17 protein-coding genes are annotated in these 22,221 nt (G+C 44.2%); 11 read left to right on the plus strand and 6 right to left on the minus strand.

Annotated features, from left to right (window positions below):
- Positions 1–115: 115 nt before the first annotated feature.
- The 4 genes from MHI32_RS07475 (at position 116) to MHI32_RS07490 (ending at position 2,881) form a co-directional block, all read left to right on the plus strand.
- Positions 116–988: a YitT family protein gene (locus tag MHI32_RS07475; RefSeq protein ID WP_036675789.1), complete on the plus strand. Its 873-nt coding sequence runs from the start codon at positions 116–118 to the stop codon at positions 986–988.
- Between the two features lie 168 nt (positions 989–1,156).
- The gene (locus MHI32_RS07480) at positions 1,157–2,245 is read left to right on the plus strand and encodes a nucleotidyltransferase domain-containing protein (protein ID WP_256715760.1); all 1,089 of its coding nucleotides are present in this window, start codon (positions 1,157–1,159) and stop codon (positions 2,243–2,245) included.
- A 98-nt stretch (positions 2,246–2,343) separates the two neighbouring features.
- Complete coding sequence (locus tag MHI32_RS07485; RefSeq protein WP_076125270.1) at positions 2,344–2,670, plus strand: DUF6442 family protein; 327 nt, start codon at positions 2,344–2,346, stop codon at positions 2,668–2,670.
- A 1-nt stretch (position 2,671) separates the two neighbouring features.
- Positions 2,672–2,881 (plus strand): helix-turn-helix transcriptional regulator, encoded by a 210-nt coding sequence (locus MHI32_RS07490; RefSeq protein WP_340012103.1) that lies wholly within the window; start codon positions 2,672–2,674, stop codon positions 2,879–2,881.
- Between the two features lie 104 nt (positions 2,882–2,985).
- On the opposite strand, the gene MHI32_RS07495 is transcribed toward MHI32_RS07490, so the two are convergent.
- Positions 2,986–5,658, minus strand: a complete 2,673-nt coding sequence (locus tag MHI32_RS07495; protein WP_076279567.1) for a cation-translocating P-type ATPase — start codon at positions 5,656–5,658, stop codon at positions 2,986–2,988.
- Positions 5,659–6,002: 344 nt separating this feature from the next.
- The gene (locus MHI32_RS07500; protein WP_076125265.1) at positions 6,003–7,409 is read right to left on the minus strand and encodes an MFS transporter; all 1,407 of its coding nucleotides are present in this window, start codon (positions 7,407–7,409) and stop codon (positions 6,003–6,005) included.
- A gap of 111 nt (positions 7,410–7,520) precedes the next feature.
- On the opposite strand from MHI32_RS07500, the gene MHI32_RS07505 reads away from it, so the two are divergent.
- The 3 genes from MHI32_RS07505 (at position 7,521) to MHI32_RS07515 (ending at position 14,836) form a co-directional block, all read left to right on the plus strand.
- Entirely contained in the window at positions 7,521–8,408 is an 888-nt protein-coding gene (locus MHI32_RS07505) for a LysR family transcriptional regulator (RefSeq protein WP_076125263.1), read from the plus strand.
- A 406-nt stretch (positions 8,409–8,814) separates the two neighbouring features.
- Positions 8,815–13,389: an endo-1,4-beta-xylanase gene (locus MHI32_RS07510; RefSeq protein WP_340012104.1), complete on the plus strand. Its 4,575-nt coding sequence runs from the start codon at positions 8,815–8,817 to the stop codon at positions 13,387–13,389.
- A 433-nt stretch (positions 13,390–13,822) separates the two neighbouring features.
- Positions 13,823–14,836 (plus strand): stalk domain-containing protein, encoded by a 1,014-nt coding sequence (locus MHI32_RS07515; RefSeq protein WP_076282290.1) that lies wholly within the window; start codon positions 13,823–13,825, stop codon positions 14,834–14,836.
- 93 nt (positions 14,837–14,929) lie between these two features.
- Here MHI32_RS07515 and MHI32_RS07520 read toward each other — a convergent pair whose 3' ends face one another.
- Positions 14,930–16,372: a DHA2 family efflux MFS transporter permease subunit gene (locus tag MHI32_RS07520; RefSeq protein WP_254847740.1), complete on the minus strand. Its 1,443-nt coding sequence runs from the start codon at positions 16,370–16,372 to the stop codon at positions 14,930–14,932.
- Between the two features lie 294 nt (positions 16,373–16,666).
- Here MHI32_RS07520 and MHI32_RS07525 point away from each other — a divergent pair, with 294 nt between their 5' ends.
- The gene (locus MHI32_RS07525) at positions 16,667–17,248 is read left to right on the plus strand and encodes a TetR/AcrR family transcriptional regulator C-terminal domain-containing protein (protein ID WP_340012105.1); all 582 of its coding nucleotides are present in this window, start codon (positions 16,667–16,669) and stop codon (positions 17,246–17,248) included.
- 99 nt (positions 17,249–17,347) lie between these two features.
- Here the strand turns inward: MHI32_RS07525 and MHI32_RS07530 are convergent, their stop codons facing one another.
- Genes MHI32_RS07530 through MHI32_RS07540 form a run of 3 tightly spaced genes read right to left on the minus strand, consistent with a single transcriptional unit; the run spans position 17,348 to position 20,372 of the window.
- Positions 17,348–18,613: an ABC transporter substrate-binding protein gene (locus MHI32_RS07530; RefSeq protein ID WP_076279573.1), complete on the minus strand. Its 1,266-nt coding sequence runs from the start codon at positions 18,611–18,613 to the stop codon at positions 17,348–17,350.
- 38 nt (positions 18,614–18,651) lie between these two features.
- Entirely contained in the window at positions 18,652–19,491 is an 840-nt protein-coding gene (locus MHI32_RS07535) for a carbohydrate ABC transporter permease (RefSeq protein WP_036675762.1), read from the minus strand.
- Positions 19,491–20,372: a sugar ABC transporter permease gene (locus MHI32_RS07540; protein ID WP_076125253.1), complete on the minus strand. Its 882-nt coding sequence runs from the start codon at positions 20,370–20,372 to the stop codon at positions 19,491–19,493. The genes MHI32_RS07535 and MHI32_RS07540 overlap by 1 nt, the downstream gene beginning before the upstream one ends.
- 131 nt (positions 20,373–20,503) lie before the next feature.
- Between MHI32_RS07540 and MHI32_RS07545 the strand changes: the two genes are divergently transcribed.
- From MHI32_RS07545 to MHI32_RS07555, 3 genes are read left to right on the plus strand one after another with little or no spacing between them, the layout of a single operon-like run.
- Positions 20,504–20,935, plus strand: coding sequence for a hypothetical protein (locus tag MHI32_RS07545; RefSeq protein WP_340012106.1), 432 nt, complete (start codon positions 20,504–20,506; stop codon positions 20,933–20,935).
- Positions 20,936–20,992: 57 nt separating this feature from the next.
- Positions 20,993–21,469 (plus strand): VOC family protein, encoded by a 477-nt coding sequence (locus tag MHI32_RS07550; protein ID WP_340012107.1) that lies wholly within the window; start codon positions 20,993–20,995, stop codon positions 21,467–21,469.
- Complete coding sequence (locus tag MHI32_RS07555) at positions 21,469–22,167, plus strand: SDR family oxidoreductase (RefSeq protein WP_076125244.1); 699 nt, start codon at positions 21,469–21,471, stop codon at positions 22,165–22,167. The genes MHI32_RS07550 and MHI32_RS07555 overlap by 1 nt, the downstream gene beginning before the upstream one ends.
- Positions 22,168–22,221 lie beyond the last annotated feature (54 nt).

Consider the following 22,221-nt stretch of genomic DNA (forward strand, 5'->3'; position numbering starts at 1 on the left):
GATATAGCCCCCACGATGGCAAAGATTTTAGGGATTGATTTTAATCCAGGTGACGGAAGACCTTTAGAGGAAATTTTTATGGACTAAATTAAGCAATGTGAAACGGAGAAATTCAATGATTGAAACGCGAAAACAGAAATCTAATAAACTCAAGATATTCTCAAAAGTATTCATGATTATTATTGGGGCGCTAATAGCTGCCTATGGTCTAGAATCCGTATTGATACCCAACAACGTCTCAGATGGAGGTGTCACAGGTCTAAGCATCGTTGGCTCTGAACTGTTTGGCTTACCGCTAGGGCTGCTAATTGGCATAATTAATATCCCTTTTGTATGGCTAGGATATAAGCAAATTGGTAAAAGCTTTGCTCTTTATTCCGTTATCGGTATTGCTTCACTGGCTATTGGCACTAGTCTTATGCATCATGTACCGACGATAATAGAAGGTGATACCTTATTAATTACCGTTGTTGGCGGGATTATTATCGGTTTTGGTATGGGTTTAGCCTTACGTAATGGTGGAGCATTAGATGGGATAGATATGTTAGCTGTCTTACTTTCACGAAAATTACCTTTTGGGACCAGTGATTTAATCTTATTTCTAAACATGTTTGTCTTTATTGTTGTTTCAACAGTATTTGGCCTACAAGGGGCTATTCTATCAGCGCTTGCTTATTTTATTGCTTCTAAGGTCATTCATATTATTGAAGAAGGTTTGAGTGGCTCTAAAACGTTTAAAATCATCACCATTCAACCGGAAATCATGGTCGAGACTATTCGTGACCGATTGGGTCGTGGAGCAACTTATACAGATGCTTATGGCGGCTACTCCAATGAACAATTCAAAGAAATCACTTGTGTCATTAACCGTCTGGAAGAAAGTAAAATAAAAGATATTATTCGTGAAATTGACCCGAATGCTTTTGTAGTAGTCTACGATGTTGCAGAGGTTAAAGGTGGCAGTTTCAAAAAGAAAAATATTCACTAACGACTATAAAACGTGTTGGAGAGAAGCTAATTATGCTCTTGCCAGCGCGTTTTTTTGTTTTCTTTGAAGGAGAGGAAAGGCTTGGTATAGATTTAATATAATTAAAGTTGGAATACCTCCTCTAACAACATGCTTATACAATAGAATTAATAAGGTTGGAGAGGGGACATGGATATGGATGCTGTTCATAAAGAAAAGATCTTAATCAAAAATGAAAAGCTTATTAGCATGGTCATTGAACGGGCTAAGAGAGATTTTTCTGATGATATTGCAATTATTGGGCTTACAGGTTCTTTTAGTACTGGGGATTATCATGAAAAAAGCGATCTTGATCTAACCATAATTAATAACACAGAGCAAGGCTGGGGAATATCTTCGTGTTTTATTTTGGATGATATTGGATACGATCTATATTGTACGCCATGGGAAACAAGGATAGAAGATCAAGCCAATCTCGAGAGTCCAATGATTTCATGTCTGGTGGATTTACAGGTGTTATACTGTGCAAAACCCGAATATTTGGAAAGGCTAAATTTATATAAACAGAGAGCACTCGATGCTCTGGCAATGCCTATAGGGAGAGAATGTATCAGTAGAGCGAAAAAGTGTATAGACATAGCAAAACAGGAATATGCGAATACATTACTTTCTGAAGATATAGGAGCAGTAAGGTATGCTTCAAGCGAAGTTTTATACAATTTATTAAATACGCTGACTCATTTGAACAATACTTATTTCAAACGGGGAATGAAAAGATATTTGGAGGAAATAGCTACGTACCGTTATGTTCCTGATGATTTTGAAAAGACATATATGGCTGTGATAGAGGCGAAGACTATCGATGAAATCAGAAGTGCAGCATATAAGTCCCTTAGAAACATCAACGATCTATATAATAAAATGTATAAGGCTTTTGTAGTGCAGCCAGTCCCAAGCTATGATAATCTTGGCGGAACTTATGAGGAGTTATGGTGCAATTACCGCAATAAGATTATAGCAAGTGTGGAATCGGGTGATAGATCCTATGCGTATCTAGCAGCAATGGGCATACAAGGTTTTCTTGATGAAATGACAGAATGGAAGGGAACCAAAAAGTTTGATATCATGCAGTATTTTGATTCTGACCATCTTCAAGTCTTTAAAAATGAGTTTCTGAAGGTCATGGATGAATATCTGGAGGAATACAACAAGGTAGGCAGGAAAGTCGAACGATACAATACTTTCGAGCAATTATATAACGAATATATGAAGGTATAGAAAATAGCTCACTACCAATCTTTGGATTGGAGTGGGCTATTTTTTTATTTGACAAGAAAACTTGTCATCATCTTTTCAATTTGAAAGGAGAAATTTTTATGAAAAAGGAAGAAATATTAGAAAAAAGCCGAAATGAAAAAGGAGACGAAGGAAAAGAATTTGTATTTGCTAAAGGCAGAAAAAGCGGATTCATTGGAATGTTGATTGTATTTTGCATTCTGAGTGTCTTCAATTTATATAATCATAGTCAGGAAACAAATTTTGCATTAAAAGCTATGATAGCTATGTTTTTTGGATATTTGGGCTGTGAAGGTCTTGGAATGTATTCTGTAACTAAGAAAAAGATGGATTTACTCAAATTCATTTTAGGATTAATTATAAGTGTTTATTTTTTGTATATTTACTTTTATGGAATGAGTGATTAGTATGAGTGAACATTTGGTTTTAAAAAATAAACTGCGCGAAGCAAGAACAAAACAAAAATTATCGCAAGCACAATTGGCAGAAATGGTGGGTGTCTCAAGAAATACTATAAGCTCGATTGAAACCGGACAGTTTAACCCTACTGCAAAATTGGCTTTGATTTTATGCATTGCGTTGGATAAAAAATTCGAAGAATTATTTTATTTTGATTAAAATCAACAGAAGCTTTTCTAGGTTTAACTCTAGATGTCAGAAAAACAGCGATACTCCATCATTGGAGAATCGCTGTTTTGTCTTTTCGGTCGATTATAGCTTACTCAGGAATTTACAGGGTTCTGTTCAACAGATTTAGGTGTAAAAGCTCTTCGAACAACCTTCGTTAATTCCATTAGGATGAGGGAGCCGAGGGCTAAGCCTGCTGCAATCAGCCACTCTGACATTCCAAATGAAGCCGGAATCGAGAAGATTTCTCTAACCCCTGGCAGAACTGCAATGCCGTAAAAGGCAAAGCAGACCAGAACGGCTCCGATGACGTATTTGTTGCTGAAAAGGCCAGCTTCAATAGCAGTTTGACTGTTCGAACGAGCGGCAAAGGTCTGCAACGTACGAGACAAGATCAGGGTTGTGAATGCCATAGCCACGCCCATATCAGGCGAATCCTGAAGTCCGATATACAGGGATATGATTACAGCTATACCTATGAGTAGACCACGAGTGACAATCGCCTGCATCATTCCTCCTGCGAATATTCCTTCCTTGAGCTCTCTTGGTTTTCTGTTCATCACATTAGGTTCAGGTTTTTCCATCCCGAGAGCAATGGCGGGCAGAGAATCATTCGCCAGATTGATGAATAGAAGCTGAATCGCTGTGAAAGGATTAATCCAGTTGAAAATAAGGGCAAAGAGGATGGCGATAATTGCACCCAGGTTACCTGAAAACAAATAGGCGATCGCTTTTTTGATATTGTCAAATACCGTTCTGCCCACAGATACAGCATTGACAATAGATACAAAATTATCATCGGTCAAAATCATGGCAGCCGCATCTTTGGCAACATCGGTTCCACTGCCCATGGCAACTCCGATATCTGCTTGTTTCAAAGCAGGCGCGTCATTTACACCATCACCGGTCATGGCTGTTATTTTGCCTTTCCGCTGCCACGCGCGGACAATTCTGATCTTGTTCTCCGGGGAGACACGGGCGTACACACCGATCTGTTCGAGTTTTTGATCAAGTTCCTTGTCAGACATGGCATCGAGTTCTTGGCCGGTTACGGCAATTTCATTTTCAGTCATCAGACCGATATCGCGGCCGATCGCTTGTGCGGTTGTCTTATGATCACCGGTAATCATGATGGTTCGGATGCCAGCCTTCTGAGACTCTGCGATCGCGCCGTAGACAGCTTCCCGAGGTGGATCAATCATAGCTGTCAAACCTACGAGCACCAGATTTTGTTCATCCTCTAATCCTACTTCAGTAACCGTATTTGGTACGGTTTTGTAGGCATAGGCAAGTACACGTAGTGCTCTGCTGGAGAACTCCTCATTGGCTTCGAAGAAGCGTTCAAGAACTTCTGGTGTCATCGGTACTTCTTTTCCACTTAACAGTACATGCGAGCATAGACCAAAGAGCACATCGGGCCCGCCTTTAGTAATCATTGCTTTTTGCCCGTTAAAGGTATGCAAGGTCGTCATCAGCTTGCGATCCGAGTCAAAAGGTAGCTCGGCTTCGCGCGGGAAATTATCGCGTATTTCCTTATAATCTTTATTCTTGCTGTTGCTGAAGGCAATAAGCGCTACCTCTGTAGGATCACCCAGCTCTTTACCATCCTCATTAATGTTAGAGTCGTTGCAGAGCACAGCAATATGCAGGAGCCGCCGGGCTTCTTCAGACCATTCTTCAGGCGCTTGATTGAATTGATCACGATCCCCTTCTGGCAAAAAGTAATCTACAACAGTCATTTTATTCTGGGTGAGGGTACCGGTTTTATCTGTACAGATGACACTGGTTGACCCAAGGGCTTCGACAGCGGGCAGCTTACGAATAATCGCATGTTGCTTAGCCATCTTATTAGTACCTACGGATAGGACAATGGTTACTATTGAGGAAAGAGCTTCGGGAATCGCAGCAACCGCCACAGCGACTGCAAACATTAACGCATTCAGGATAGCTTCTGTTGTATCCACAGTATCATTCGACAACCAAACACGTCCGGCCTGGATGGCAAAGATTACAATGGACAGGAGTATAATTGCTACCCCCAGCTGCTTGCTGAATGTTTCGAGCTTGCGCTGCAGCGGCGTTTGCTTGGCTTCGGCGCTTTCAATGAGTTCAGCAATTTTACCGATTTCGGTAGTGAGTGCAGTTCCCGTTACTACCAGACTTCCGCGGCCATATACAACTAGTGAGCCGCTGAACGCCATATTACGCCGGTCTCCAAGCGGAGATTCTTTCGCGATGATATTCGTATGCTTTTCCACAGCTTCGGATTCTCCGGTTAGCATACCCTCATTTATTTTTAAGCTTTCCGATTCTATAATCCGGCCATCGGCGGGTACGAAATCGCCGGCTTCCAGCCATACGATATCACCGCGAACAAGTTCCCTTGCCGGGACGGTTTTTAATTCTCCATCACGCAGCACTTTGGCCTCGGGTGCTGACATCTGCTGCAAGGCATCAAGTGAACTCTCCGCTTTACGGGTCTGGATGACACTTATAACTGCATTGAGAATCAACACGAGGAAAATAATAAGCGACTCCATAACTTGTCCCATAACAATCTGGACAATGGCGGCTATAAGCAGTACGACTACCATAGGGTCTTTGAAGTTTTCAAGAAAAAGCTTCCAAACAGGATCTTTTTTCTTTCCTTTTAATTCGTTAAAACCATAATCTTTCAGACGTTTGTCGACTTCTGCCGAAGTAAGCCCGTTAGCTGAACTCTGAACATCCTGTAAACTGTCGGCTACATTGTTGCGGTAATATTCCACTAATGATAGCTCCTCTCTGCTGTGCTGTGTCTTTGTTCTTAAAAATTACGGTTCAAGCCGGGACAAGTTTCAAAATATCGAGCTGCCGAAACTGTTTTCACATTACAAATGTGTCTTTTGAGCTTGAAATTGGACGGAAAAATATATGTAAATCTGGTTTCTTCATTATGTTTTTGGCTCACCGAGCACAAGTTTACTATGGGCGCTTTATTTATTATCCTATTTATGAATCGAGTTTATCCCCACCTTGAAGAGTTAAATAAAACTTATAAAGAGCTGAGGCTACGCATTAAAATAACAAAACAAGACCCGTCTGATGACAGGTCTTATTTGTCTGCACTTTCCTATTTTTTAGCGCCCGAATTAGCCGATTTCTGCAATTGCCATGACTCACGGTGCTTCCGACTCATGAATACCAAAGACAATGCAATTACCGTGAGGATAACCCCAAGGACTTGAAATCCCTCGAAGCTAAACTTACCTCCCATTATGATACCTATTAACAATGAAGAGAGAATGGTTCCCAGGTATCTCGATGTATTAAATAATCCGGAGGCTACACCGATTATTTCTTTTGGAGAACTTTGGAACAAGGCTGCTTGCAGGCCGACATTGTTCAATCCGTTGCTAATACCGAATGCAGCTAAAGCCACACATACACTGATAACTGGTGAAGTCTGATTTAAGGTCACAAGCCACACTGATCCCAATGTCATCAGGACCCCGGACACTAGCAATGCTGGCCGGGGTCCTGATCTATCGATCCAGCGTCCTGCTATTGGAGCAGTAATCAGTGAGCATAATCCCAGCGTTAGCATGAGAATTCCTGTTTGGAATTCACTGACATGACGTACCATTTGCAAGTAGGATGGGATCCCGAAAAAGAGTGAGTAAAAAAGTACATTAACGAGCATGAATTCAACATTAACCCAAGTCATTGCCGGGTATTTGGCAAATGTACGTAAAGGAATAAAGGGTGATGCCGCTGTTAGCTCATGCCTGACGAATACTCCTAGCAGAACGAGTCCTGTTAGCCAGGTAATGACATGTATTAATGAGATATGTCCGGATGATTTTGCTGAAAGCAATCCAAGGAGCACGGCAATCAGCCCCACAGTGAAGAGCAGGATTCCTGACGCATCAATCAAATCAAACCATTTGCGCAGGGACATTCCCCGGGTAACGGTTGTTGACGGTTCGTCCTTGGGGATATGCTTCCAAGATAATAAAAAGCTAGCGACCACGAATGGAATATTGACGAAAAAGATAGCTGGCCAGTCCCACCAGTGAATAATAACCCCTCCAATAAAGGGACCAATTGCTGCCGCGCCGGATAGGAAGATGGATAAAACAGATAGTGCGGTCGCTTGTTTCTCCGTAATATGAATCCGCACAATGGCCATTCCAACGGCAACCATCATGCTAGTTCCAATGGCTTGCACAATACGGAACACGATGAGACAGCCAAAGTTTGGGGAGAAAGGAGCTAATAAACCTGCAATGAAGGATACGACAAGCCCGGTAAGAAATATTTTCCTCCGGCCGAATAAATCGCTGGCCTTTCCCATGACAGGTTGAGCGATGCTACTTGCAATGTAAAAAGAAAAAATAATCCAGGAAACACCTGTATAGTCAAGCTGGAATACATTTTGCAGCCTTGGAATAGCCACAGATACCATCGAAGAATTTAAAGGGTTCAATAAAATCCCCAGACCTACTGAAATCATTAACCACCTGTTGCGAACACTCATTTTAAATCCCCCTAAAGCTTATTAATGTCATCGTACTTGAAATCGATTATTCATTCCAACGCATTTTATGTTATGATCTCATTGACTTGAGGGAATGAACGGAGGTGCGAATTGGAACTTTTGCAACTGCAATATTTTCTCGCGGTAGCTCGGTTGGAACATATGACTGAAGCTGCACGAAATCTACACGTTACTCAATCTTCACTAAGCAAAACGATTCAGCGTTTGGAGGAGGATCTGGGGGTACCTTTATTCGATCGGGTAGGAAGAAAGCTGCGACTGAATGAGTCCGGAAGCCGGTTCCTTCGCCGAGCTGAAAGGGCATTGTTTGAATTGGAGCAGGGAAAACAGGAGCTTAGCGATTTATCCAGTCCTGAACATGGCACACTCGAATTAGCGGTGACGACCGCAAGCACATTACCCAATATCCTGCGAGAGTTTCGGAAAAAGCGGCCTGATATTCAATACCATGTGCAAATGCTAACCACGCAGGAAATGGTTACACTTCTTAATAGAGGAGAAGTTGATTATTGCTTATCCTCACCTCCAATAAAAGGGGATGACATCGAATGTCAAATCGTCTTTATCGATCCAATTCTTGTGGCTGTTCCAAAGGGGCATCGGCTGGCCAATCGAAGCAGCGTAACTTTGATAGAGCTAAGGGATGAGTGGTTTGTTGGTGTAAAGAGTGGCTATGGTACTCGCGATTTAATAGACTCTGTATGCAAATCAGTTGGATTTGTGCCTAAATATGTGTATGAGGGAGATGAACCCGCAAGGCTTAGCACTCTTGTGGAAGCTGAAATTGGCTTAGCTTTCATACCAAGCACGGCACGGAATTCACGGGAAGATATCCAATACCTCCAAGTAGAGAATCACGAATTGGAAAGGGAGATAGCTTTATTGTGGCACAGGAGCCGGTACATTTCTCAGGCCGCTTTGGAATTTCGGGAGGTAGTTGTAGAATATTTTGGAGCGTTATCCAAACAGACCATTTAATTATGCGGCAGAACAACTAACAAACCAATTCCCCGTTACCTTCCGTTACGTTCAACGGTCCGTAAGTGGGGTTTTCTTTTTGGGTTAAATTTGTAGAATCTTTAATCATACCTATGTTTTCCTATAATTATGGGGGGTAACACCTTTAATATTAGCGTAGTAGTGCGTAGTAGCGAGGCTGTAAAATAGTGTGAGTATACATGAAAGCGTTTACATAAAAGGAGGGGATCTGTAAGTAAAAAGATTCATTTGTGATGATGTTCTACTGCTCTTCGGGATGATTGTACCACTGTTGAAATTAAGGATTTAGCAGGTAAGGAAATTAGCGTGGGAATATAGGGCTGGTGCTAATAAGGTAGGTCATTAACTGATTTTTATGAAAATCACTAGAGGAGGAATGCATTAAATGAGTAGAATGCTTAAACAAGTAATCTCGATCTTACTCGCAGCTGCCTTGCTTATTCCGACAAGCTGGATCGCTCCGGTTACTGAAGCTGCGGCGCAGGATACGACAGTATCATCAGATAGGGTAACGGTATATCATGAAACTTTTGCGAGTGGCAAGGGGATTGCAGCTCAAGCAGGCAGTGCTAGCCTTACACCTGTGAATGATAAAGTTTTTACCGGCAATACTGACGGCGCAGCTTTATATGTAAGCAACAGAGCGAATAACTGGGACGCGGCTGATTTTAAATTCAGCGATATGGGCCTAGAGAACGGCAAAACCTACACGGTGACTACAACCGTTTATGTGGATGCTAATGTGGCTATACCTAGCGGTGCCCAAGCTTATCTTCAAGCGATAGGCAGCTACGCCCTTTTGGCAAATGTGAATTATGAAGCAGGCAAAGCAATCACCTTGACGAAAGAATTTACCGTGGATACGGACAAAGATACGACACTGCGCGTTCAATCCAACGATGACGGGAAAACGGTTCCGTTCTACATTGGTGAGCTTCTCATTACAGCAAAAAAAGCAGTGACGGAAACTGATAAAGAAATCTATCACGAAACTTTTGTGAGTGGCAAAGGTTTAGCCTCACAATCAGGCAGCGCTAACCTAACCCCTGTCACCGGAAAGGTTTTTGCGGGCAATGCTGACGGGGCAGCTTTATATGTAAGCAATAGAGCGAATAACTGGGACGCGGCTGATTTTAAATTCAGCGACATGGGCCTAGAGAACGGCAAAACCTACACGGTAACTGCATCCGTGTATGTAGACGCTGATGTGATTGTCCCCAGCGGTGCCCAAGCTTATCTTCAAGCGATAGGCAGCTACGCTCTTTTGGCAAATGCGAATTATGAAGCAGGCCAAGCGGTCATATTGACGAAAGAATTTACCGTGGATACGGACAAAGATACGACGCTGCGCGTTCAATCCAATGATGACGGGAAAACGGTTCCGTTCTACATTGGGGATGTACTGGTCACAGAAAAGGTGGCTACCGTAGAGCCAACTCCAACACCAGAAACACCTAGAGACCCAGCTTTACCTTTTGCCACTGTTACTTTTGAGGATCAAACGGCAGGTGGTTTTGAAGGCAGAGCAGGTACAGAAACGCTTACGGTTACTAATGAAGCGAATCACACGGATGATGGCTCATACGCTTTGAAGGTTGAGGGAAGAACCAGTACATGGCATGGGCCGACATTACGTGTGGAGAAGTATGTGGACAAAGGCTACGAATATAAAATTTCGTTATGGGTCAAGCTGATCCAGCCTGCAAGCTCGCAGCTCCAGCTGTCCACGCAGGTTGGCAATGGCAGCAGCGCCAATTATGTGCAGCTCGCACCTAAAACCATCAGTGCAAGCGATGGCTGGATTCAGTTTGAGGGATCCTACCGTTATAACAATGTAAGCAGTGAGTATTTGACCATTTATGTGGAAAGCTCCAGTAATAGCACGGCCTCTTTTTATATTGATGATATTAATTTTGAAAAGGTAGGCTCTGGCCCGGTAGATATCGAAAAAGATCTTATACCGATTAAGGATGCTTATCAGAATGATTTTCTGATCGGAAATGCGATAACCGCTGAGGATCTGGAAGGTGTCAGACTTGAGCTTTTGAAAATGCATCACAATGTTGCTACGGCAGGTAATGCCATGAAGCCGGACGCGTTGCAGCCTACTAAGGACAACTTCACGTTTACCGCGGCAGATACAATTGTAGATAAAGTACTGGCTGAGGGCATGCAGATGCATGGACATGTGTTGGTATGGCATCAACAATCGCCTGCATGGCTGAATACAACAACAGACGCAGCTAACAACACAATCCCCTTGGGACGGGATGAAGCTCTTGTGAATTTGCAGACCCATATCCAAACCGTTATGGAGCATTTTGGTGACAAGGTGATCTCTTGGGATGTTGTAAACGAGGCGATGAGCGATAATCCATCCAACCCAACAGATTGGAAAACAGCGCTGCGATCCGCCTCATGGAAAAGTGCCATTGGAGCAGATTACGTAGAGCAAGCCTTCCTGGCGGCAAGAGAAGTATTGGACGCGCATCCAGATTGGGATATTAAGCTCTATTACAACGATTATAACGAAGATAATCAGAATAAAGCGCAAGCCATCTACAGTATGGTCAAAGAAATCAATGATAGGTACGCGCTGACTCACCCTGGCAAATTGCTTATCGACGGTGTTGGTATGCAGGGGCACTACAGCATTAATACGAACCCAGAGAATGTGAAGCTTTCCTTGGAAAAGTTCATTTCCTTGGGTGTCGAAGTAAGCATAACTGAGCTGGACATTCAGGCCGGAACCAACTATCAGCTCTCTGAAAAGCTTGCTAATGCGCAGGGCTATCTATATGCGCAGTTGTTAAATATCTTCAGGGATCACGCTGATTCTATCAAACGTGTTACCTTCTGGGGAATGGATGATAACACAAGCTGGAGAGCTTCATCCAATCCGTTGTTATTCGATAAAAATCTGCAAGCCAAGCCAGCTTACTATGGCGTTATCGATCCTGATACCTTCATTGAAGAGCATGAGCCTGAAACAGTAGAAGCCAATCAATCTACCGCTAAATTTGCTGCACCTGTTATAGACGGAACAGTTGACGAGATCTGGAGCCAGACCGCTGAGATTCCGGTCAATCGGTATCAAACCGCTTGGCAAGGAGCGAGTGGAGTGGCAAAAGCACTCTGGGATGATCAAAATTTATATGTCCTGATCCAGGTGAGTGATACACAGCTTGATAAGAGCAGTGTGAATGCACATGAACAGGATTCGGTCGAAATCTTCGTGGACCAAAATAATGGGAAAACGACGTTCTATCAAGATGATGACGGCCAGTACAGAATCAATTTTGACAACGAAACTTCATTTAATCCTGCAAGTATCGCAGCCGGCTTTGAATCGGCAACCCAGATTTCCGGAACCAACTATACGGTTGAAGTGAAGATTCCACTTCAAGGGATCACTCCGGACAACGATAAAAAGCTTGGTTTCGATGTACAGATCAACGACGCTAAAGAGGGCTCACGTCAAAGTGTCGCGGCGTGGAACGATACGAGCGGAACTGGATATATGGACACATCCGTTTATGGTGTGCTTACTCTAAAGGGTAAATCTACGGGGCCGGAACCGACTCCAACGCCGACAACAGCACCGACACCGACACCAACGAGCCCAACCGATCCAACTGACCCAACCGATCCAACCGATCCAACAAACCCAACGGAACCATCGGCAACCCCGACACCTGTTCCAACAGCGACGCCAGCACCAACAAATGCACCAACGGGTAGCAGTAACTCGGGTAATGTAGTATCAACTCCACAGCCTGGAGCCATTACAAACAAAGATGGTGTTGTTACAATTAAACTGGAGGTAAAGTCCGACAACGGGCGTGCTATAGGTACCATCTCCAGCGACAACATGAAAAAAGCGCTTGAGCAGGCTACTGTAGCGGCAAACGGCAAGAAACAAATTATCATTGAAGTGCCAAAGCAAACGGACGCGAAAGGGTATGATATACAATTACCGACCCAAAGCCTAACGGGGAAAGAAAACTTTGAACTATGGCTTAAGACGGAAAATGCCACAATTCAAATTCCAAGCAATATGCTGTCTAACGTAACAGACAATGCTGAGCAAGTATCTATACGAATAAGTAAAGTCACCACGGACAGCTTGGAAGCAGCTACCCGCAATATGATTGGCAACCGTCCAATTATCGGTCTAAGCGTAGTAGCAGGTGACAAAGTTATTCCTTGGAATAACCCTAAAGCACCTGTAACGGTAGCCATTCCTTACGTGCTGACAGCGGAGGAGCTAAGCCATCCGGAGCTTATAGTCGTTTGGTACATCGATGGCAAAGGCAACGTACTGCCGGTTCCGAGCAGCCGATATGATGCTGCAACCCAAACGGTTGTCTTTCAAACAACCCACTTCAGCACTTATGCAGTAACCTTCGTAAAGAAAAACTTCGGAGATCTGCAGAATCTTTCTTGGGCCAAACAAGCTATAGACGTTATGGCGGCTCGCGATATCATCAAAGGAACGTCCACGAACAGCTTTTCACCTGCAGATTCAATCAAACGAGCGGATTTCATTACTCTCCTCGTAAGAGCGCTTGAACTGAAGGGAACGGGCAAAAGTGCAATAATGTTCAACGATGTCCAAAAGACAGACTACTATTATGATGAACTGGTCATCGCGAAGGAATTGGGAATTGCTACAGGTTTTAAAGATGATACGTTCAGACCCAATAGCAATATCTCCAGACAAGATATGATGGTGCTGACAGCACGTGCGCTGGCGGCAGCCGGTAAGCAAGTTAAGGCGAGCGGCGTTGTAGCTGCTGCTTATCTAGATGAAGCAAGCCTTTCTAGCTACGCAAAAGACAGTGCATCATTGTTGATCCAATCCGGAGTCGTAAACGGAAAGAATAATAGAATTGCGCCGAACGATACGCTTACCCGTGCTGAAGCGGCAGTCATTCTGTACCGTATCTGGAAGCTGTAGTCCCGGCATCACAGAAAAAAAGTCTGAATTGACTCAAGGCCATATTTAGTCTGAAGAGTGGAAATACGTGTGCAACCATCCCTTGCGTTCTTCTGTATTAAGCATCGCTGCTCACCTCCTTGCGGAGAGGAGCAGCGATTTTTTTGTGTATGTTCCGTTGAGTTGGAGTTGAAACGGAAAAAATGTCACGAAAAGAAAGTCTATCTTTTTTCAGATATTATCAGACTCTAGCAACAAGGTCATAGTTATTAAGGCTTACCAGAATATCGACCATTTTGAGGGGGAATTTGGCGTTGGAGAATGGAAATGTGTCTTTTTTAAGTATTCACAAATAAAGAACGAATATCCTATCATTCCAATATTTACAAAATTCGATATAAAGTGATATAATTTTCGAGGATTCATATACATAAACATGAAAGAAGAGTGTAAGATGCTAAAGGTAACAAGCAAAAAAGTCATGTCAATTATTACAGTTAGCTCAATGCTGTTGGCTGTGGGTGCAGTCGCTTATGCAGACACGACATTGAAGAAGATTTCTGCATATCAGAATGCGGCTATCAGCATTGAAGTGGATAATCAGAAAGTGAACCTGTCAAGTAGTGAAGGAACAATGTACCCAATTATCTATGAGGGACATAGCTATGTATCCGCTAAGGCTGTATCTGAAGCACTGGGGGCAACCGTGAAATGGGATAACAGTCGTCAAGCTGTTGTGATCACATCGGCGAACGGCGGAACATCAACATCCGTTGTCCCGGATAAGGACAATACGGTTGCACAAGCTACTGCGAAGCCGGCAACCGTATCTACTCCGCTTGCAACCGAGTCCACTCCGCAAGCAACACCAAAGCCTGCTGCATCATCTTCCGCTACGACTTCCAGTAACAGCGGTGCTTCGTTTGCAGATGCAGTGAAGTTGGGTACTTCTTTTACTTATACGGACCTTGATAACAATTATAGCCCTAAGGGTGATTCAACATCTGCTCAATATACTTTCACTATCAATAAGGTTACGTCGACTACTCTCGGACAATTACATGCTCTTGGGTTTGAGGAACATGTCACTGATCCCGATGTAGCTGTAGATTATGTCCTGCTTGATGTAACGCTTAAGGTGAAAAACGCCACTCTTGTAAAAGGTAGTGAGGACCAAGGGAGGAAGTTCCTTTCAAGTTTTACACCTACCATTTGGGGGGTAGAAACATCCAGTGGACAATACTATATTGGTGGCTCTAGTGATTATTTTGAGGGATCCCTCGGAGAAAATATCGAAAAGCTGTTGGCTGATTTTCCTGAAGTCACCCCAAGTAAACCGGGTTCTTTTGAAGCTTCGGGTAAAGTTGTTCTGCCAATAATCAAAGGCAAGGAGAACACCCTTATTCTTTATAGAAACGATAGTAAGCTTGAGTCCGACAAAAGATCCATCTATTTTAAACTGAAATAGTTATGCAAGTTAGCAGAAAAAGAGATCAACGATGTTATTCATCGTTGATCTCTTTTTTTATGAGGCTTACACAGTGCTGATAACTTCTATATATCAAGCTTCTTTGGCAATGATTTTTTTGAGCTTCACCTTGGGTTCTTGCTCAGGGTCAGGCGCTTGCCCAACACGTTTAATAAAGAAAGATAGCAGCAGACCGAGGATACCAATTCCCACAATCACTAGATAGGAATCATTGATCCCTTGAATGGATGCTTCCATAATCATATGTTCCTGTGTTCCGTTCTGTGTACTGCCTGAGGCCAGCATATCCTTCATATGCGTTGTAGTACGGCTTGTCATTACGGTGACGAGCAGGGAAGTCCCAACGGCGCCAGCTACTTGTCGAATGGTATTCGAAATCGCTGTACCATGCGCACTAAGCTTGGCGGGGAGTTGATTTAGACCCAGAGTTTGTATAGGCATGAGGAGCAAAGCCATCCCGATCCGGCGGCCTGTTGACATGTATACCAGATACATGTAGCTGGTTGAGTCTGTTAAATTTACAAAGCTAAGAGTCGTTGCAATTGTAATCAGTAGACCGATAATAGCGAGCCATTTTGCCCCGAACCGGTCGAACAGCTTGCCGGTTACCGGCATCAACAATCCCATTACGAGTGCACCAGGAAGCAGCAACAAGCCGGACTCCATCGCTGTAAAACCGCGGGCATTCTGCAGGTACAAAGGTAGCAGCATCATATCTGCATACATTACGATTGTAACTGCGATACTGATGACAGTTGTTAAGGAGAACATATTGTATTTAAAGGCCCGGAGATCAAGCAGTGGATTTTGGGAAGCCAACTGTCTCCAAGTAAACAAGCCAAGGGAAAGCACACCTGCTGCTAAAGACAATAACACTTCTGCGCTCGACCAACCCGCACTGGCAGCGCGGCTGAAGCCATACAGCAAGGTTCCAAAACCGATGGTAGAAAGAGTAACGCTAACAATGTCCAACTTGGGAAAGATGCGTTCCGATACATTTTTTAAATAAATAAATCCGCATATGATTACAATGACGGTCAAAGGAATCATGCCATAAAACATAATCTCCCAAGAATAATGTTCCAAAATATATCCAGCCAGAGTAGGTCCAATCGCAGGTGCGAAAATAATGGCCAACCCTACCATCCCCATAGCAGCCCCTCTCTTTTCAGGAGGGAACAGGGTCAAGATGACATTCGTGAGCAGTGGCATGATAATCCCGGCACCAGCTGCCTGAATCATACGCCCGGTCAACAGAACAGGGAAGTTTGTCGCGACGGCCGATACGATCGTTCCAGCCAAAAATATAAACATAGAAGCTTGAAAAAGCTCTCGCGTCGTAAATCGTTGCATTAGATAAGCTGTAATCGGAATTAGAACACCATTAACCAGCATATACCCCGTTGTCAGCCACTGAGCTGTAGCCGCTGAGATATTAAAATCATGCATTAACTCCGGAACGGCAACGCTCATTACCGTTTGATTCAGTGTTGCAAGAAAGGCGCCCAAAATCATAATGAATAAGATGGGGCCCTTTTTCACGGAACTGCTTGTTACTTCTCTCTTTGTACTCACTCCACTCCATCCTTTCAACTCGTCGATCATGGACTAAATTTACAGTGTGTTGTATAGTTTACAATGCATGAATTAGATTATAAATGAAATTTTCATGTAATCAAGCAACAATTTGCGAAAAAATGTAAAGTAGTTTACATTCTTTGTGAAAATGTAGTTTTTTCTTTTTAAAAAACAACAATTATCTAAAATATGTAGCTTACAATATGAAAGTAAAAGATTGGAGAGTAGAAGATGAATAACACAACGCAACGTGCAGATCCCCGGGTACTTCGGACACGTCAATTGCTTAGAGATGCTGTAATTGAATTGCTTGAGGAAATGGATATTGAGAAAATATCCGTAAACCGTATTGCAGAGCGGGCTAAAATCAATCGTGTTACTTTTTATCTGCACTATCGGGATCTCCCGGATATGTTAGAAAAGATGGCGGATGAGATGGTGGAGGACATTCTACAAGTGGTGAACAACGATGGCAACCATGATGAATCGGTTGATGAAGAGAATCTGAGGATATTAGAGAGTCTGCTTAAGCATATTGCGGAAAATGCAAAATTCTACAAAGTCATACTCACATCGAAACGAAGCCCGATTTTTACAGATCGCCTGTTTAAGTTGATGGCGGAAATCATTTCTGCACACCAGAAGAAAAAGGAGGGGGCCGTTGATCATTCAAAGGTACCGATACAAAAGGACATTGCCGTTTGGTACGGTTCAGCAGCTCTAATTGGCACGGTTATTTCTTGGCTCCGAGATGACATGCCCTATACGCCTGTGTATCTTGCCAGACAAATTAGCATGCTGCGTGCCAACTAGCAACGGGTTCCGACTAATGAACGGAGAGGAATTAAATGAACACGGGCAAACAGCCACGCATCGTTGCGCGGCTGTTTGCCCGTGTTTAGAGCAGGTAAATCACTGCACACTGAGATTATCCCAGTTGATTTGGAATTCCTTCAACATCCCTTCTTTGGTCAGCTTGCCGCCGAGATACCCTTGAATGCTGCTGGATAATTCCTGTGGCATCCCGTTCGGCAGGCGGGTCCAGTTCCAGGTCAGCGCTTGATCTTTATCGGTATAAGCCAGCACCTCAGCACCTAGTGCTCCAAGATCTTCTTCGGTTCCCTTAATGTTGTCGAGCGCAGGGATGAATTGGAATTCCTTAGTGATATATTTTTTTCCGGTCTCGGAGGTGACTAGCCAATTCAGGAAGACCTTGGCCTCCTCCTTAACGGGAGAGTTTTTATTGATAACCCAATTGCTGGGTACACCTACATAAAGCTTGTCGTTGTCTTCGGGAGTGTCGTCAATGGGCATGGGCAGGATGCCAAGGTTTAGATTGGGATCGATGCCGTCGATCTGTCCTTGTGTCCAGTTACCCTGCTGCATCATCGCAGCTTCTCCGCTCGCTAGCATAGTGACTTGTGTATTATAGTCGGTTGAGAGCGGGTTCTTATTGCCGTACTCAACAGTAAGGTCAAGTAGATCGATCCACTTGGAGAAAATAGGGTCTCCGGCGAAGGTTTTGGAACCGTCTGTAAGTCCGGCGATGAATGCCTCTGGATCAGGCTGCTGGGCGAAAGGCACGTTTACATTATGATTGCCAAGCACGAACCATTCTTGATAACCATTCGCAAAAGGGGTGGTGCCTGCCGCTTTTAACTTCTCGGAGGCTTCGCGTAGAGCGGTTAGCGTCAATGGCTTCTCAGTGATTCCGGCTTTTTTAAATAGATCCTTATTATAGATGAAGCCGTATCCTTCCAGATTCATCGGCATCCCATACAGCTTGCCATCTATAGTCATTTGTTCTGCTGCGAGTGGCTTTACATCCTTGGCCCAAGCTTCGCCGCTCAGATCCTCCAGATATTCCAGCCACATATCACGTTCATTGTTGCCGCCGATGGTAAAGATATCCGGTTCATCTCCGGAAGAGAATTTGGCACGCAACGAGGCGCCATAATCGGTCCCGCCACCCACGCTTTGCACCTCAAGCTTAATATCGGGATGTTCTTTCTCGAATTCGGTCTTGAGCGAAGCCAGCGCTTCAGATATTTCAACCTTGAACTGGTAGATGTGTACGGTTTTGACTCCATCTGCATTGTCGCTGCTGCGTCCGCAACCGGCTGTCAGGGCAGCCAGCAGCAGGGAGCATGCGAGGAGAATTCCACGTTTTGTTCTCATATTCATTCATCCTCTCTGGCTGAAAGTCACGTGTATCATTAGCCCTTCACGGAGCCCTGGGCAATGCCTTCAATAATATATTTTTGCATCACTAGGAAAAAGATGACCACGGGCGTAATCCCGAGTACAAGTCCTGGAAGCGCCAAATCCCACTGCTTCGTATATTGTCCGAAAAAGCTATAAGTGGCGATAGGAATGGTGCGAAGCACCGGATCCTGCAGAATAAGCGATGGCATCAAGTAATCATTCCAGATCCACAGGGTGTTCAGTATGATGACGGTGACGATAATCGGCTGCATAAGCGGAAGAACAATCCGGAAAAAGGTACCATAAGGACTGCTGCCATCTACTCTTGAGGCCTCCTCGATATCGAGAGGTACCGATTTAACGAAGCCGTGGAATAGAAAAACAGTCATCGGGGCGCCAAACCCAAGATATGCTAAAATCAAACCGGCGGTTGAATCCATGACGCCCAAACCGCTGACGACCTGCACCAGCGGGATCATGATAGATTGAAATGGGATAACCATGGCGGCTACTAATGCAATATAGAGCACACGGTTATACAAGCTGTTGTTGCGGACCATTTTGTAAGCGCACATAGAGCAGAGGAACGCTAGCAGAATATTACTAATCACCGTGATGATAAAAGAGTTCAGGAAGGCGCGAGGGAAATTGGTAGCTTTCCAAGCTTCCGCGTAGTTGCTCCACTGGAGTGCGGAAGGCAGCGCAGCAGAGTCAGAAAGTATTTCACTATAGCTTTTCACTGAGTTAGCCAGTAAAAAGTAAAAGGGCACTAAAAATAGAAGTCCCAGCAGGATTACAATCACTTCGATGAGAAGCAGGGGGACATTAAATTTCTTGGCGGTAGTCTCCATTACAGCTCCACCTCTCTTTTCTTGGTTGCTCTAACCTGTAGTAGGGAGATCACGGCCACGATGACGAAGAAAACCATCGCTTTAGCCGAGCCCATTCCGAACCGGCTGATGGTATAGGCTTCATTGTAAATATTCAAGGCTACAGATTCGGTAGCTTTAAAGGGTCCACCCTTTGTCAGCGACAGGTTGAGGTCAAACAGCTTAAAGGACCAGGAGATAGATAGAAATAGACAAACAGTTACAGCGGGCATGACCAGTGGAAGAGTGACATGGCGCAAGGCCTGAAAACGTCCGGCTCCATCCACTTTGGACGCTTCAATTAGGCTTTGGGGAACATTGTTGATAGCAGAGATGTAGATCACCATCAGATATCCCGCATTTTGCCAGACAAATACGATAACAATCGCCCAGAATGCTGTTCCTCCGGTGCCTAGCCAGGGAAGATTAAAGAAGGACCAGCCGGTGGCCTGCCCGATAGAGGAGAATCCTCTGACAAAAATAAACTGCCAAATAAACCCGAGCAAAAGTCCGCCAATCACATGCGGTACAAAAAATACAGTTCTCAGGACATTACGTGTGAACAGTTTGCGCGTCAACACATAAGCGAGTGCGAAGCCAAGCAGATTGGTCAGCACTAGACCGAAGAAAGTGAACTTCGCCGTGAACCAGAATGAATTAAGAAAGGAAGGATCCTTGGTGAAAATATGTAGATAGTTCCGTAGTCCGGTCCACTCGACATGCCGCGAGATTCCGTTCCAGCTGGTAAATGAATAATAGAGTCCCAAAAAGAAAGGAATCAGCACAATAATAAAGAAAAACAAGGAAGTTGGCCCGACAAAAATAAACTGCTGCATCAGGCGTGATCTTTTTCTATGGTCCATCGTTCCTCACCCCTTTTGTTAATTTAAACTTTTCATTCTATAACCGAATTGGTGATTAACCGAAACAAAAAGTAATATTACTAACCGAGTATTCTTAACCAGTTGCGGCATCGGGAGAGGCCACAAAGCCTTTGATAACGCCGAAAGTGTGCGATTTGGAGAAAAGAGAGGCCACAAAGCCTTTGATAACGCCGAAAGTGTGCGATTTGGAGAAAAGAGAGGCAAAAATGCCCATGATAGCGCCGAAAGTGTGCGGTTTGGAGAAAAGAGAGGCAAAAATGCCCTTGATAGCGCCGAAAGTGTGCGATTTGGAGGAAAGAGAGGCAAAAATGCCTTTGATAGCGCCGAAAGTGTGCGATTTGGAGGAAAGAGAGGCAAAAATGCCTTTGATAGCGCCGAAAGTGTGCGATTTGGAGGAAAGAGAGGCAAAAATGCCTTTGATAGCGCCGAAAGTGTGCGATTTGGAGAAAAGAGAGGTAAAAATGCCTTTGATAGCGCCGAAGTCGGCTGAGCTTTCTCTGGATAATTTTCATTGGCCCGGAGCGATTTCTTTACGGGCTTGACAGCCTTTTCAAAGAATCGGTATGGTGGACTTGTCAGAGAAATGGGAGGTAGGGTACATGTCAGGATGGCTGGGGAATCATTTTGTTACGCAGATTGGAATTTTGGTGAATGATGTTGAAAAGGTAAGCACGGCTTATGCGGAGTTTTTTGGACTGGAAAAGCCGGAAATTATCGTTACAGATACAGAAGATCAGGCGCAGACTCGGTATAATGGCGAGGCGACGGTGGCGCGGGGGAAGTTGGCTTTTTTTGATATGGGCTCCCTGCAGCTTGAACTGATTGAGCCAGACCAGCAGCCCAGTACATGGCGTGATTATTTGAATGAACATGGTGAGGGACCTCATCATATTGCTTTTGTGGTTGAAGGAATGAAGGAGAAGATTATGCTGCTCGAAGGCAAAGGGTTCCCACTACAGCAAAAGGGCGAGTATACCGGGGGGCGTTATGCTTATATGGATACGTTCAAGGAGTTAAAGGTGATTGTGGAGCTGCTGGAGAACGATAAAGATAAAGATAAAGGAGAGGTTGTATAGTGAATATTCTAATTACTGGTGCCGGACGTGGACTAGGTTATGAGCTGGCGGCTGAGGCATTGAAGCGGGGGCATGGAGTCATTGCCGGGGTTCGCCGTCCCGATCAGGAACAAACAGCACTGTCTCAGCTCGCTGCGACCTACGGGGAGAAGCTGACTGTGGCCCAGCTGGACGTGACGGATGAAGAAGGAATCGCGGCACTTGCTGCAAATCTGCAAGGACAAGGCCGGACGCTTGGTGCCATTATCAATAATGCGGCAGTACTGACTGCAAGGGACACACAGATTGAAGAGCTGGATTTCCAAGATATGCTTACCACGATGGATATTAATCTTTATGGACCGATGCGAGTGGTTAAGCATTTCTTGCCGCTACTCATTGAACCCGAGCTTTCGATCATCAACATATCGTCGGAAGCAGGCAGCATTACTAATGCTTATTCCGGAGACTATCCTTATTCCATCTCCAAAACGGCACTTAATATGTTCTCACAGCAGCTGCATGTATATTTAAAAGAACGCGGGGTACAAGTACTCGGCGTACATCCCGGCTGGATGCATACGGATATGGGCGGGGCAGAGGCGCCAACGAATCCGACCCAAAGTGCTGAGGGCATCATGGACTTGATCGAGAAGCGGACTACACCGGAAGGTCAATTCATGTTTGTAGACTATACGGGTAAGGATATGAAGATTTAATAAAGAGTGTTCTAACTAAAAGAGGTAACTCAATAGCCATTCATGGCTTCTGAG

The sequence above is a fragment of the Paenibacillus sp. FSL H7-0690 genome (assembly GCF_037980415.1).
In the GTDB taxonomy this organism is placed as follows: Bacteria; Bacillota; Bacilli; order Paenibacillales; family Paenibacillaceae; genus Paenibacillus_AQ; species Paenibacillus_AQ odorifer.

What these genes read in the sequence shown, in the direction of transcription:
- MHI32_RS07475 (WP_036675789.1), top strand. Translation starts at nt 116, where the DNA reads ATGATTGAAACGCGAAAACAGAAATCTAATAAACTCAAGATATTCTCA.
- MHI32_RS07480 (WP_256715760.1), top strand. Translation starts at nt 1,157, where the DNA reads ATGGATATGGATGCTGTTCATAAAGAAAAGATCTTAATCAAAAATGAA.
- MHI32_RS07485 (WP_076125270.1), top strand. Translation starts at nt 2,344, where the DNA reads ATGAAAAAGGAAGAAATATTAGAAAAAAGCCGAAATGAAAAAGGAGAC.
- MHI32_RS07490 (WP_340012103.1), top strand. Translation starts at nt 2,672, where the DNA reads ATGAGTGAACATTTGGTTTTAAAAAATAAACTGCGCGAAGCAAGAACA.
- MHI32_RS07500 (WP_076125265.1), bottom strand. Translation starts at nt 7,409, where the DNA reads ATGAGTGTTCGCAACAGGTGGTTAATGATTTCAGTAGGTCTGGGGATT.
- MHI32_RS07510 (WP_340012104.1), top strand. Translation starts at nt 8,815, where the DNA reads ATGAGTAGAATGCTTAAACAAGTAATCTCGATCTTACTCGCAGCTGCC.
- MHI32_RS07515 (WP_076282290.1), top strand. Translation starts at nt 13,823, where the DNA reads ATGCTAAAGGTAACAAGCAAAAAAGTCATGTCAATTATTACAGTTAGC.
- MHI32_RS07520 (WP_254847740.1), bottom strand. Translation starts at nt 16,372, where the DNA reads ATGATTTTGGGCGCCTTTCTTGCAACACTGAATCAAACGGTAATGAGC.
- MHI32_RS07525 (WP_340012105.1), top strand. Translation starts at nt 16,667, where the DNA reads ATGAATAACACAACGCAACGTGCAGATCCCCGGGTACTTCGGACACGT.
- MHI32_RS07530 (WP_076279573.1), bottom strand. Translation starts at nt 18,613, where the DNA reads ATGAGAACAAAACGTGGAATTCTCCTCGCATGCTCCCTGCTGCTGGCT.
- MHI32_RS07535 (WP_036675762.1), bottom strand. Translation starts at nt 19,491, where the DNA reads ATGGAGACTACCGCCAAGAAATTTAATGTCCCCCTGCTTCTCATCGAA.
- MHI32_RS07540 (WP_076125253.1), bottom strand. Translation starts at nt 20,372, where the DNA reads ATGGACCATAGAAAAAGATCACGCCTGATGCAGCAGTTTATTTTTGTC.
- MHI32_RS07550 (WP_340012107.1), top strand. Translation starts at nt 20,993, where the DNA reads ATGTCAGGATGGCTGGGGAATCATTTTGTTACGCAGATTGGAATTTTG.